We start from the raw sequence: 13,394 nt of genomic DNA on the forward strand, positions 1-13,394 counted from the left end.
CCGTTACTGCTTGTTCGATTCGGTGGCGGCCGGCTCGGCCTTGTCGGCCTGGTCAGCCTTGGCCGGTGCCTTGGCGTCGGCCGGAGCCGCAGCAGCCGCGCCCGGAGCAGCGGCACCCGGAGCAGCGGCGCCGGCGGCAGGCTTGCCGTTGGCGTCCTGGCCCGGGGTCCACGGCTTGGCCGTGGCCGGCGTACCCTCCTTGACCTTCTGTACGCCGGCGACGACCACCTTGTCACCGGCGGCCAGGCCTTCGCTGACCAGCCAGTTGCCGTTCTGCGCGCCGTCGGTCTTGACGTTCTTGCGGACAACCTTGCCGTCGGCGCCGACCACCATCACATAGCCGCCGGTGGTGTCACGCAGCAGCGCCTGCTGCGGCACCAGGTAGGCGTTGTTGCGCTCGCCCAGGTTGGCCTGGAAGCTGACGAAGGCGCCCGGCAGCAGGATCTTCTGCGGGTTCGGCAGCACCGCACGCAGCGACACCGCGCCGGTGGCCGGGTCGACCGTGGTCGAGGAGAAGTCCAGCGTGCCCGGTTCGCTGTAGGTGCTGCCGTCGGCCAGCTTGACGTTGACCGTGGCCTTGCCGTCGCCGGACAGGGCCAGCGTGCCCTTGGCCTGCTGCGCACGCAGCTGGGTCAGTTCATCCACGCTCAGCGAGAAGTTCACGTACAGCGGGTCGAGCTGGTCCACGGTGGTCAGCAGGGTCACATCGCCCTGGCCGACCAGCGCGCCTTCGGTCACCTGCTGCTTGTTGGCCACGCCGCTGATCGGGGCGGTGACGTTGGTGTAGCCCAGGCTGATGCGGCTGCTGGTCACCGAGGCTTCGGCCTGCTTGACTGCGGCCAGCGCGGTGCGCTCGGCCGACTCGGCGTTGTCCAGGTCGGCCTTGGACACGAACTTCTGCGGTGCCAGCGAACGGGCGCGGTCAGCGGCGACCTTGGCGTTGGCGTAGGTCGCGCGGGCCGAAGCCAGCTGGGCTTCGGAGGCGCTGAGCGAGGCGCGCAGCGGTGCCGGATCGATCAGGAACAGGGTCTGGCCCTGCTTGACCTCGCTGCCTTCCTGATAGACGCGCTTGAGCAGCACGCCAGGTACGCGGGCGCGCACATCGGCGCTGCGGAACGGCGACAGGCGACCGACCAGCTCGCGCTGCAGCGGCAGGGTCTGCGGCTTGGCGTCGATCACGCCCACCTCCGGCGGTGGGGGCGTCGGCTGTTCCGGCTTCTTGCAGGCAGCTACGGCGACAGCAACGGCGCACGTCAAGGCAAGGGTGCGGAGTGGGGCGGTCATCAGGAGGAACTCCGGGGTTGGTTTGAAGACGGGGCCGGCGAGGGCTGCGGCGCGAACGCGCGCAGGAAGCCATCGACGGAGAACTCTGCCCAGCGCCGACGCAACGCAGCGTCATCACGATGGGGGGTATGGAAGCGCTGTTTGTCGAAATCCTGACCGGCGATCATGCTCAGCAGCAGTTCGGCCATGAAGTGCGGGTCGTCATGCCGCAGCAGACCGCGACTGCAAACGGTTTCAATCCATTCAGCAAGATGAAGCGTCAGCGCGCCGGCGCCATGCCGGTACAGCGTACGCGCCTCTTCGGGAAACTGTGCTGCATCGGCGGCGATCAGGCGGCAGGCCTGACCGACGTGGGGCTGGTTGAAGTGCTCCAGGAAGTCGGTGGCGAACTGCAGCAGGCTGCCACGCAGGTCGTCACCGCGGAGTGCACGCAGCATGGCCCCGGTCGCGTGACCGACGTGGCGCTGCATCACCCGCCGCAGCAGGGCCTGCTTGTTGCCGTAGCGCGAGTACAGGGTCTGCTTTGAACACCCGGCGTGCTGGGCGACCGCGTCCATGCTCATCTGCATGCCCTGCTGGGCAAGCAGTTCGCGCACGGCATCGAACACGCGCTCATCACGCGCGTCGAGGGCGACAGGAAGGTAGGCCGGATTCACGCGGTGGACTATACCGTCCAGTTCAGGATTGTGGAATCGCGCCGATGTTGCCGCATGTGTCTTCCGGTAACACGTTTTGCCGATCCTGTCGGCAACGCTGTGCGACCGCGATGCCCATACCGGTGCGAACTGAATAGGGCGTCTAAACCGCAGCAAACCCGAATCTGGTTATTCCGTCCTGCAGCAAGGCCTTTTCGTGCGGTAGGGCTACAATTTCATTTTCCCAACTGAGCAAGCGCGCCGCTCTGCCATGAAACCGCAAAAAACCGCAGCCAAGACCGTGAAAAACAAAAGCAAACCAGTTGAGTCGGAGGTCGCAGTGACCGCTGGTTTCTCCCTGGAGCCGGTGTACACGGCCTTGCGCAAGCGTTACCCCGCGGCCGCTCAGGCCGAGGCAGTGGCATTTGCCTCCAGCTTCTACAAGCGCATGGAGGCCGACGAGTTCCCCCATCACAGCGCTGAGGAATGGGCCGCGCTTGCCGCCGAAACGCTGGAGTTCGCCCGCGCCCGCAAGTCCGGCAAGGCCAACGTCCGCGTCTTCAACCCGACGGTGAAGGCCAACGGTTGGGAATCGCCGCACACCGTGCTGCAGATCATCAACGACGACATGCCGTTCCTGGTCGACACCGTGACCATGTCGCTGGCCGAGCATGGCGTTGGCGTGCATGTGCTGGGTCACCCGGTGCTGCATTTCACCCGTGACAAGGCCGGCAAGCTGACCAAGGTCGGCGAGGGCCCGCTGGAATCGGTGATGCTGCTGGAGATCGACCGCCAGCCGGCCGAAGCCATGGCAGACATCGAGCAGGCCATCAACAAGGCGCTGGATGAAGTGCGCGCCATCGTGCGCGACTGGCAGCCGATGCAGGACAAGGCGCTGGCGCTGGCCGACGACCTCGGCAGCCGCCAGCTGCCCGTCGACGCTGCCTCGCGCAAGGAAGCACAGGAATTCCTGCGCTGGGCCGCCGACAACCACTTCACCTTCTTCGGCTACCGCGAGTACCGCGTCGAGAAGCAGGGCAAGGAAGACGTGCTGGCGCCGCTGAACGATACCGGCCTGGGCCTGATGCGCGGCAAGGACAAGTCGGCCGCACGTCCGGTCAAGACCTTGGCCGCCCAAGGCCTGAACACCACGTCCGGGTTGAAGGACGCGCTGATCCTGACCAAGACCAATGCCCGTTCGCGCGTGCACCGCGCCGGCTACATGGACTACATCGGCGTGCTGGAATTCGACGCCAAGGGCAAGATCATCGGCGAACAGCGCTTCCTCGGCCTGTTCACCTCCAGCGCCTACAACCGCCGCCCATGGGAGATCCCGCTGGTGCGCCAGCGCTACGAACACGTGATGAAGCAGTCCGGCCTGGCCGGCTCCAGCCATAGCGGCAAGGCCCTGCGTCACATCCTGGAAACCCTGCCGCGCGAAGAACTGTTCCAGTCCAGCGAGGACGAACTGTTCCGCACCGCGATGGGCGTGCTGGGCCTGCAGGAGCGTGTGCGCAGCCGCCTGTTCCTGCGTCGCGACAAGTACAGCCGTTTCATTTCCGCGCTGGTCTACCTGCCGCGCGAGCGTTTCAACACCGACGTGCGCCTGCGCATCGAAGCGATGCTCAAGGAAGCACTGCACGGCGAGTACGTGGACAGCTCGGTGGTGCTGGGTGAATCGCCGTTGGCCCAGGTGCACCTGATCGTGCGTCCGAAGCCGGGCGAAATGCTCGACGTCGATACCGCCGAACTGGAGCAGAAGCTGGCCCAGGTGCTGCGCAACTGGCAGGACGATCTGCGCGAAGCGCTGGTCACCCGCCATGGCGAAGCCGAAGGCCTGCGCATCGCTGCGCGTATCGGCAAGGCGCTGCCGGCCGGTTACATCGAAGACAACAGCACCGCCGTTGCCGCCAACGATGTCAGCCAGCTCGACGCGCTGACCGGCCCGGACGACCTGCGCCTGAGCCTGCAGGCCGTGCCGCGCGAATCCGGCGATGGCCTGCGCCTGAAGCTGTATCGCCAGCTGGATGACATTCCGCTGTCGGACGCGCTGCCGATGATGGAAAACATGGGCCTGCGCGTGATCGCCGAGCGTCCGTACCGCCTGTCGGTGGACAACGCGCCGGTGTACGTGCAGGACTTCGAGGTCGAATCGACCGCTGGTGCGATCGATGCGGCCAGTGTCGACGAAGCCTTCGGTGAGACCTTTGCCCGCGTGTGGCACGGCGATGCCGAGAACGATGGCTTCAACCGCCTGGTGCTGGCTGCCGGCCTGCACTGGCGCCAGGTCGCCATGCTGCGTGGCTACTGCAAGTACCTGCTGCAGACCGGCGTGCCGTTCTCGCAGGCGTACGTCGAAGGTACCTTCACCCGCTACCCGCTGCTGGCACGCCTGCTGGTCGAACTGTTCGAAGCCCGCTTCGATCCGGCCACCGGTCATGAAAGCAAGGAAGACATCGCCACCGGCCAGGCCCAGCTGAAGGCCCACCTCGACGTGCTGGCTGCCGGCGACGAGGCCACCCTTAAGGTGCTCAAGACCGTGGTCGACGCCCGCAAGGGAGACCGCGATGCGCAGATGCAGGCCGCGCGCGAAGCGCTGCTGAAGCTGATGGACCGCGTGTCGAGCCTGGACGAGGACCGCATCCTGCGTTCCTTCATGGGCGTGATCGATGCAACCCTGCGCACCAGCTATTACCAGACCGATGCCAATGGCCAGCACGGCCATGTCATCAGCTTCAAGTTCGATTCGGCCCTGGTGCCGGACCTGCCGAAGCCGCGTCCGTACCGCGAAATCTTCGTGTATGGCCCGCGCGTGGAAGGTACCCACCTGCGCTTCGGTGCCGTCGCCCGTGGCGGCCTGCGCTGGTCGGATCGTCGCGAAGACTTCCGTACCGAAGTGCTGGGCCTGGTCAAGGCGCAGATGGTCAAGAACACCGTCATCGTGCCGGTCGGCGCGAAGGGTGGCTTCTTCGCCAAGATGCCGCCGGTGAACGGCGATCGCGATGCGATCTTCGCCAACGGTGTGGCCTGCTACAAGCTGTTCATCCAGGGCCTGCTGGACATCACCGACAACATCGTCAACAACAAGATCGTGCCGCCGGTGGATGTCGTGCGTCATGACATGGACGATCCGTACCTGGTGGTGGCCGCCGACAAGGGCACCGCGACCTTCTCCGACATCGCCAACGGCCTGGCCATCGCGCACGGCTTCTGGATGGGCGATGCGTTCGCCTCCGGTGGTTCGGTCGGCTACGACCACAAGGGCATGGGTATCACCGCGCGCGGCGCATGGGAGTCGGTCAAGCGCCACTTCCGTGCACTGGGCCGTGACAGCCAGACCCAGGACTTCACCGCGGTCGGCGTCGGCGACATGTCCGGCGACGTGTTCGGCAACGGCATGCTGTTGTCGCGCCACATCCGCCTGGTCGCTGCGTTCGACCACCGCCACATCTTCCTGGACCCGAACCCGGATGCAGCGACCACGTTCGTCGAACGTGAGCGTCTGTTCACCGTGCCGCGTTCGAGCTGGGCGGACTACGACGCCAAGCTGATCAGCAAGGGCGGCGGCGTGTATCCGCGCAGCCTGAAGTCGATCGAGATCACCCCGCAGGTGCGTGAGGTGCTGGGCCTGGACGAGAGCGTCAAGGCGCTGTCGCCGAATGACCTGATGAGCGCGATCCTGAAGGCACCGGTCGACCTGCTGTGGAACGGCGGCATCGGTACCTACGTCAAGGCCGCAAGCGAGCAGCACAGCGATGTCGGCGACCGCGCCAACAACGCCCTGCGCGTGAACGGTGGCGAGCTGCGCTGCAAGGTGGTGGGCGAGGGCGGCAACCTGGGCATGACCCAGCTGGGCCGCATCGAAGCCGCCCAGGCTGGCGTGCTGCTCAACACCGACTTCATCGACAACTCGGCCGGTGTGGATACCTCCGACCATGAAGTCAACATCAAGATCCTGCTCAACGATGTGGTGCGGGCCAAGAAGCTGACCGTCGAGCAGCGCAACAAGCTGCTGGCGTCGATGACCGACGAAGTCGCCGCACTGGTGCTCAACGACAACTACCGCCAGAACCAGGCCCTGAGCCTGATGGAGCGGATGGCGGTCAAGCGGCTGGGTTCCAAGCAGCACTTCATCCGTACCCTGGAACAGCAGGGCCTGCTGGATCGCCAGATCGAGTTCCTGCCATCCGATGCCGAGCTGTCCCAGCGCAAGGCGCGCGGCCAGGGCCTGACCCGTCCGGAACTGTCGGTGCTGCTGTCCTATTCCAAGCTGGTGGCGTTCGCCCAGCTGCTGGATTCGGACATCCCGGAAGATCCGTACCTGTCCAAGGAACTGCAGCGCTACTTCCCGACCCCGCTGCAGAAGAAGTACGCCGACGCGATGGAGCGTCACCGCCTGAAGCGCGAAATCATCGCCACGGCCGTGACCAACCAGACCATCAACCGCATGGGCGCCACCTTCCTGATGCGCATGCAGGAAGACACCGGCCGCACCATCGCCGAGGTCGCCAAGGCCTACACCATCAGCCGCGAAACGCTGGATGCACGCGCGCTGTGGGCGCAGATCGACGCCCTCGACGGCACTCTGCCGGAGTCGGTGCAGATCGATGCGCTGGAAGTGATCTGGAAGCTGCAGCGTTCGTTCGTACGCTGGCTGCTGTCGCGCCCGGGCCCGATGCCGGGCATCACCGAGGCGGTCAACCGCTACCAGGGTCCGTTCAACGACATCCGCGTTGCTTCGGGTGTGCTGCCGGATTCGCAGCGTCCGACCTACGAAGCCCTGGTGGCCGAGTGGAAGGAAAAGGGCCTGCCGTCGGCACTGGCACAGCAGCTGGCCGAACTGCACTTCCTGGAGCCGGCGTTCGACATCATCGAACTGGCCCGTACCCGCAAGCTGAAGCCGGTGGATGTCTCCAAGATCCACTTCCGCCTGGGCGATGCCCTGCAGCTGCCGTGGCTGTTCGAGCAGATCGACGCGCTGGAGGTCAACGGCCGCTGGCACGCAGTGGCACGTGGCGTGCTGCGCGACGAACTGGCCGCACACCACCGCAGCCTGGCTGGCCAGGTGCTGGCCACCAAGGGCAGCACCGCTGAAGCCAAGGTGGCTGCATGGATCGGCCGTGACGACAGCAGCCTGCGCTTCACCCTGGCGATGCTGGCTGAACTGGCCGAGCAGAAGACCCTGGACTACCCGACCGTCTCGGTCGCAGTGCAGCGCCTGGGTCAGCTCGCTGCCCACGGCGCGTAAGTGATGTAGTGCCAGGCCATGCCTGGCATGCGTGAACCGGAACGGCCCCGCGAAAGCGGGGCCGTTCTGTTTCTGCCCTTGACCTTTGCGACCACCTGACCCGACGCCGGCCGTGAACCTGCCGGTCATCCGCCCCACGGGATCCAACTCCCGGCGCTCGGTTATGCTCTCCATCAAACCTCCCCGGATCCACCGATGAGCGACACCCCCCGCATCGCTTTCCTGGCCAGTACCACCGAACCGGCGCAGATGGCCCGCGCAGCGATGGTCTCGCGCTATGGCGACCACGCGCCCGACCAGGCCGACGTGCTGTGCCCGCTCGGCGGCGATGGCTTCATGCTGCAGACCCTGCATCGGCACGGACACCTGGGCAAACCGGTATTCGGAATGAAGCTGGGCACGGTGGGTTTCCTGATGAACCAGTACCGTGGCGACGACGACGTGCACGCGCGTATCGCCCGCGCCGAGCCCGCCCACCTGCGCCCGCTGGAAATGGTGGCGCTGACCGAATCGGGCACCACCACCGGGTCGCTGGCCTACAACGATGTCTCGCTGCTGCGGCAGACCCGGCAGGCGGCGCATATCGGCATCGACCTCAATGGCCAGGAGCGGGTAGGCGAACTGATCGGTGATGGTGTGCTGGTGGCAACCCCGGCCGGAAGCACCGCCTACAACTACTCGGCGCATGGACCGGTGCTGCCGCTGGGCTCGCACACCATCGCCCTGACGCCGCTGGCCCCGTATCGCCCGCGGCGCTGGCGTGGCGCCATCCTCAAGGCCGACACCGAAGTGCGCTTCCGCGTGCTCGATCCCTACAAGCGTCCGGTCAGCGTCACCGCCGATTCGCACGAGACCCGTGATGTGGTCGAAGTGACGATCCGCGAGTCGCGCGAGCACCGGGTGACCCTGCTGTTCGACCCGGAGCACAACCTGGAAGACAGGATCCTGAGCGAACAGTTCGTTTTTTGACGACAATAGGCGGCCGGCACTGCCGACCGCTTGAAGGACCCCACCGATGGGCGACAACTCCCCCCGTTTGCTGACCGTCGCGGTGACCTCGCGTGCGCTGTTCGACCTGGAAGAAAGCCATGCGCTGTTCGAGAGCGATGGCGTGGCCGCCTATGCCGAGTACCAGCGCCAGCACGAGGACGACATCCTCGGGCCGGGCGTGGCCTTCCCGGTGGTGCGCAAGCTGCTGGCGCTGAACCAGGGCGCCAGCCCCGAGAACCCGCGCGTGGAAGTGATCCTGCTGTCGCGCAACTCAGCCGATACCGGCCTGCGCATCTTCAATTCCATCCAGCACTACGGGCTGGGCATCATCCGCGCGACCTTCACCGCCGGTGAGCCGACCTGGCCATACGTGAAGCCGTTCGGCACCGACCTGTTCCTGTCGGCCAATCCGGAATCGGTGCGCAGCGCGCTGCGCCATGGCATCGCCGCGGCGACCATCCTGCCCAAGCCACCGGGCGAGACCGCTGCCGCTGCCGCCGACCAGATCGACATCACCCGCCCGGCCGGGCAGCTGCGCATCGCCTTCGATGGTGATGCGGTGATCTTCGGCGATGAGAGCGAGCGCATCTCGCGCGAGCAGGGCGTGGAAGCCTTCGGCCGGCACGAACGCGAGCGTGCACGCGAGCCACTCAGTGGCGGTCCGTTCCGTGGTTTCCTCTCTGCGCTGCACACGTTGCAGGAAGTATTCCCGGCTGGCGACAGCGCGCCCATCCGCACGGCGCTGGTGACCGCGCGTTCTGCACCGGCGCACGAGCGCGTGATCCGCACCCTGCGCGAATGGGGCGTGCGCCTGGACGAGGCGCTGTTCCTCGGTGGGCGGCACAAGGGCCCGTTCCTGCAGGCGTTCGGCGCGGATATCTTCTTTGATGATTCGCAGCACAACATCGACAGTGCGCGTGAACACGTGGCGGCCGGCCATGTGCCGCATGGTGTCGCCAACGAGGGCTGAAACCATGGCCGGTGGGTGCCAACCGTTGGTTGGCACTGCCATGCATCGGCGCCCACCAAGGTGGGCGTCTACCAGGGTGCCATGCCCCGGTAGTTGCCAACCTTGGTTGGCACTTCTTTGTATCGGCGCCCACCAAGGTGGGCGTCTACCGATCAAGGCGTGGCTGACATCCCCAGCTGCAGGTCCACCACCTTCCAGCGCAGGCCCTGCGGTTCCAGCACTACCTTCAACGGTGGCTGGCCGGGACCGCGATCAACGTCCACCACGAAGCGGTCCAGGGCTTCGAAGTGGTGTTCGGCGTTCTTCAGCGGTCGCGCCGGTTCGGTCGTGCCGAAGGCATCACCACCCTGTAGTTCATTGCGGCCGCGCTTCCACAGCACGTGGCCCTGCAGCATCGCGCCGATGCCGGTGGGGGTGACCATCGTTTCCACCGCGGCACCGCCCAACTGGTCGCCCAACCCGTACAGCAGCGCGCCGAAGGGGCTGGCAGCCACCTCGGGGCCGGCCTGGCGCACCAGGTAATCATTGAGCTGGGCGCGCAGGCTGGTGCGCACGCGTGGGAAATCCACGTAGCGCTCCAAGCGCGCGGTGTCGCGTTGTTCGATGGCCTTGGACAGGCCATGCACGGTCAGGTACGGGCCGCCGAACCACCAGCCCGCCATCACGACGATCAGCAGAACGAGGATGCCAATGAGCTTCTTCATGGTGCACAGCCTGCCGCAAGTGGGGGTACCGGTGGTGAACGACGGGTGATGCCGGTGATGGCCCCGGCGCAGTTCAGAACTCCAGATCCAGCGCGGCGCAGAGGTAGTCGACGAACGGGCCCAATCCTGCCAGATCCTTGCCAAGCGTGGACAGCAGGCGCGGACCGGTCATCGTGGCATCGTCCAGCGAACGCCACATCACCCAGTTGCGATGCTTCAGGTCATCGATGAATTCGAAGTCGGCCGGGAAGCCGCGCGGCGGTCGCACCAGCTTCTCGGTTTCCTCGAAGTCGAAACGCTTGCGCAGCGCCGGTGCATGCGCGGCTGCCTTCCAGCTGCCCGGGTTGTCGAGGATGAAGTGGCGGACGCGGCGCTGGGTTTCCGGTTCGGGATGCCACAGCCCCGCACCGACGAAGCTCTCGCCCGGCTGCAGGTGCACGTAGAACGAGGGTGCGGCCACTTCGCGGCGGCGCTCATGGAACAGGCGCGCGCCCTGCCAAGTCTTGTACGGCGACTTGTCGTTGGAGAAACGCGCGTCGCGGTGGATGCGGAACAACGAGCCGCCCACGCCACGGGTGTCTGCGCGGAAGTGTCCGCTTACCTCGGTCAGTGCCGGCTGCAGGTCGCCCAGCAGGCGCAGGAACGGCTGCCGCACGTGGTCTTCGTACTGCTGGCGATGGTCGTTGAACCAGGTCTTGTCGTTGTGCAGCGCCAGGCTGCGCAGGAACTTGAAACTGGCATCGGAGAAATAGGTGCTCACAGGTCCTCCTGCAGGTGCTGGCCCCAGTCACGCAGCGATTGCAGCAGCGTGGCGCGGCGAACATCGTCGGGTGCTTCGGCCGCCAGCGCATCCAACTGCTGCTGGTACTGGGCCAGGTTGAGTTCGCCCAGGCTTTCCTCACCGAGCAGGCGCTGGCGGCGATAGGCATTCCAGCGCTCGCGTTCTTCCGGTGCGAGGCTGCCGGGATGATTGCGGGCGCGGTAGCGGAACAACAGCTCGGGCAGGCGCGGGTCGCGGAAGCGGCCTTCCAGTGCAGCCAACTGTTCCGGTGGCGTGGTCCGTGCCAGTGCCAGCAGCGGCTTGTCGCCGGCACCGAGGAAGCCGTCGTACAGCGAAGCGTCCACGTCGGAGACGCTCGCCGCGCGCGGCTGGTTGTAGACCTGGCGCGCCTTCTCGGCCAGCTGCGGTGCGAACGTGCGCAGTCGTTCAGCCTTGGCTTCGATCGCTGCCACGTCCAGCCCGAGTCTTGCGTGGTCATCGGCGCGCAGGTGGTTCCAGGCCACCAGCGCCGGCACCTTGTTCAGGTGTACTTCCTTCAGCGGTACCCGGGCGACGCCCTCGGGCAGTTCGGTGGCACGCAGGTACAGGCGCTGGGCGATCACCTCGGCGGGCAGTTCCAGCAGGTCATCGATGTCGCCATCGAGGTCGAACACGATCACCCGGTTGTTGATGGTCGGATGTACCGCCAGCGGCAACACCGGCGCCGCGCACAGGCGGCTGGCCGGGTAACGCATCGAGACATGCAGCACCGGCTTCAGCGCGGTGATATCGAGCAGGCTGCCGACGAAGCGCTTGTCGCGCAGCTTCAACGCGTAGTCCCACAGCCGCGGCTGCGACTGCTTGAACAGGCGCGCCATGCCTATCGTGGCGCGCACGTCCGACAGTGCTTCGTGGGCATCGCCCTCGCGCACGCCATTGGCCTCGGCCAGGTGTTCGAGCTTGAACGACGTGGCGCCGTCCTCGCGCTTGGGCCAGTGGATGCCCTCCGGACGGATGGCATGCATCAGCCGCAGCATGTCCAGCAGGTCCCAGCGCGAATTGCCATTGCGCCACTCGCGTTCGTACGGGTCGTGGAAGTTGCGGAACAGACCGTAGCGGATGAACTCGTCATCGAAGCGCAGGGTGTTGTAGCCCAGCGCGCAGGTGCCGGGACGCGACAGCTGCTCGTTGATGCGATCGAATGCTTCAGCTTCGCTGATGCCTTCGGCCAGCGCCTGCTGCGGGGTGATGCCGGTGACCATCGTGGCCATCGGCGAGGGCAGCAGATCATCGGCCGGACGAACAAAGAAGCTGACCGGCGTGTCGATCTCGTTGAGATCGCTGTCGGTGCGGATCGCCGCGTACTGGGCAATGCGGGTACGGCGCGGATCCTGGCCGAAGGTTTCCAGGTCGTAGAACAGGAAGCTGTCGGCCATCAGTGCGCGCCCTCCAGCACCGGCAGCCGCGCATGGATCTGCGCCTCCAGTGCGTTCCAGTCGATGTTGCCCAGCGTGTCGTGGCCTGCGGTGGCGGTGATCAGCATCTCGCGCTGGATGTCGGTGCGGCGCAGGGCCTCGGCATAGGGCGTGTGCAGGAAGGTCACCATCGTGTAGTGCGGGACGAAACGCGTCGGCCAGCGCCGCTGCAGTTCCTGTTCCAGCTCGCGCTGCAGCAGGAAGGCCGGATCGGCCACCCGGTCGCGCATTTCCAGATAGTTCTCCAGCGCCATCTGCTGGATCGCATGCGCGTTCGGTTTGCGCTCGACTTCGAACGCGGCGAAGGCGCTCTGCAGGTCGTCCGCCTCCATCAGATGGCGGGCCAGTGCCACGCAGTCCTCGAACGCACAGTTCATGCCCTGGCCGTGGAACGGCACCATTGCATGCGCAGCATCACCAATCAGCACGGCGCGGTCCTGCTGGTGCCAACGTTCCAGGGTGAGCGTGCCGAGCAGGCCCGGCGGATGCTGCTCCCAGTCCGCACGCAGGTTGGGAATCAGCGGCAGGGTATCGGCGAACTCGCGCGCGAACAGTGCTTCCGCCTGGACGCCGGTGTTGACCGTAGCGAAACTCGGATCGCCCTGGTTGGGCAGGAACAGGGTCACCGTGAACGTGCCCTCGTGGTTGGGCAGGGCGATGCACATGTAGTGGCCGCGTGGCCAGATGTGCAGCGCATTGCGCTCGATGCGGAAGCCGCCATCGTCGGTGGGCGGGATCTCCAGTTCCTTGTAGGAATGGTCGAGGAAGGCAATGTCCTCGCCCAGCGGGTCGCGACGGTTCATCGCCGCACGCAGCGCCGAGCCTGCGCCGTCGGCACCCACCAGCGTATCGAAGCGGATATCGTGCGGACTGTCGTCGCGATCATCGATGAAGCGCGCGTAGCCGGCATCGAAATCGACCGTGTGCAGGCGGCGGTGGAAATGCACGGTGGCACCGGCCTGCTCGGCCAGTTCCAGCAGTGTGGTGTTGAGGTCGCTGCGATGGATCGACCAGATCACTTCGCTGTCGTCGCGACCGTAGCGCTGCAACTGCGGCTCGCCTTCGCGCGGATGCACCATGCGCCCGCGCATCATCACCGCACGCGCCATCACTTCGTCTTCCACACCGGCCTGACGCAACGCGTTGCGTCCGCGCTCGGCCAGGGCCAGGTTGATCGAGCGGCCGCTTTCGTAATCGGCGATGCGCGGATCGCCACGGCGTTCGTACAGGGTGATGCGCCAGCCCTGCCGTGACAGCAGGATGGCCAGCAGGGATCCGGCCAGGCCGGCGCCGACAATGCTCAGCGAGCGGGATGCATGTGCGATCAA

The 13,394-nt window shown here is 66.2% G+C and carries 9 protein-coding genes; 3 read left to right on the forward strand and 6 right to left on the reverse strand.

Features of this window, described 5'->3' with window-relative positions:
• Positions 1–3: 3 nt before the first annotated feature.
• Both HFK18_RS12330 and HFK18_RS12335 read right to left on the reverse strand, forming a co-directional pair.
• Positions 4–1,284 (reverse strand): efflux RND transporter periplasmic adaptor subunit, encoded by a 1,281-nt coding sequence (locus HFK18_RS12330; protein ID WP_180166457.1) that lies wholly within the window; start codon positions 1,282–1,284, stop codon positions 4–6.
• Positions 1,284–1,940, reverse strand: a complete 657-nt coding sequence (locus HFK18_RS12335; RefSeq protein WP_025876846.1) for a TetR/AcrR family transcriptional regulator — start codon at positions 1,938–1,940, stop codon at positions 1,284–1,286. The genes HFK18_RS12330 and HFK18_RS12335 overlap by 1 nt, the downstream gene beginning before the upstream one ends.
• A gap of 250 nt (positions 1,941–2,190) precedes the next feature.
• Between HFK18_RS12335 and HFK18_RS12340 the strand changes: the two genes are divergently transcribed.
• From HFK18_RS12340 to HFK18_RS12350, 3 genes are all read left to right on the forward strand, one after another.
• A complete protein-coding gene (locus HFK18_RS12340; protein WP_180166458.1) occupies positions 2,191–7,167 on the forward strand; it encodes an NAD-glutamate dehydrogenase domain-containing protein in 4,977 nt (1,658 codons plus the stop codon).
• A 195-nt stretch (positions 7,168–7,362) separates the two neighbouring features.
• A complete protein-coding gene (locus HFK18_RS12345) occupies positions 7,363–8,136 on the forward strand; it encodes an NAD kinase (protein WP_089236114.1) in 774 nt (257 codons plus the stop codon).
• Between the two features lie 46 nt (positions 8,137–8,182).
• Positions 8,183–9,127, forward strand: coding sequence for a 5'-nucleotidase (locus HFK18_RS12350; RefSeq protein WP_033831508.1), 945 nt, complete (start codon positions 8,183–8,185; stop codon positions 9,125–9,127).
• 152 nt (positions 9,128–9,279) lie between these two features.
• Here the strand turns inward: HFK18_RS12350 and HFK18_RS12355 are convergent, their stop codons facing one another.
• From HFK18_RS12355 to HFK18_RS12370, 4 genes are all read right to left on the reverse strand, one after another.
• Positions 9,280–9,831, reverse strand: coding sequence for a DUF2939 domain-containing protein (locus tag HFK18_RS12355; protein WP_108268062.1), 552 nt, complete (start codon positions 9,829–9,831; stop codon positions 9,280–9,282).
• A 73-nt stretch (positions 9,832–9,904) separates the two neighbouring features.
• Positions 9,905–10,591 carry a DUF2461 domain-containing protein gene (locus HFK18_RS12360; protein ID WP_089236112.1) on the reverse strand — a complete coding sequence of 229 codons (687 nt, stop codon included), beginning with the start codon at positions 10,589–10,591 and terminating at the stop codon, positions 9,905–9,907.
• Positions 10,588–12,027: an exodeoxyribonuclease I gene (sbcB, locus tag HFK18_RS12365; RefSeq protein WP_180166459.1), complete on the reverse strand. Its 1,440-nt coding sequence runs from the start codon at positions 12,025–12,027 to the stop codon at positions 10,588–10,590. Before sbcB ends, HFK18_RS12360 begins: the two co-directional genes overlap by 4 nt.
• On the reverse strand, positions 12,027–13,394 hold the full coding sequence (locus HFK18_RS12370) for an NAD(P)/FAD-dependent oxidoreductase (RefSeq protein ID WP_180166460.1): 1,368 nt from the start codon (positions 13,392–13,394) through the stop codon (positions 12,027–12,029). The genes sbcB and HFK18_RS12370 overlap by 1 nt, the downstream gene beginning before the upstream one ends.

Origin of the sequence: Stenotrophomonas sp. SbOxS2 (assembly GCF_013416715.1) — a bacterium.
In the GTDB taxonomy this organism is placed as follows: domain Bacteria; phylum Pseudomonadota; class Gammaproteobacteria; order Xanthomonadales; family Xanthomonadaceae; genus Stenotrophomonas; species Stenotrophomonas lactitubi.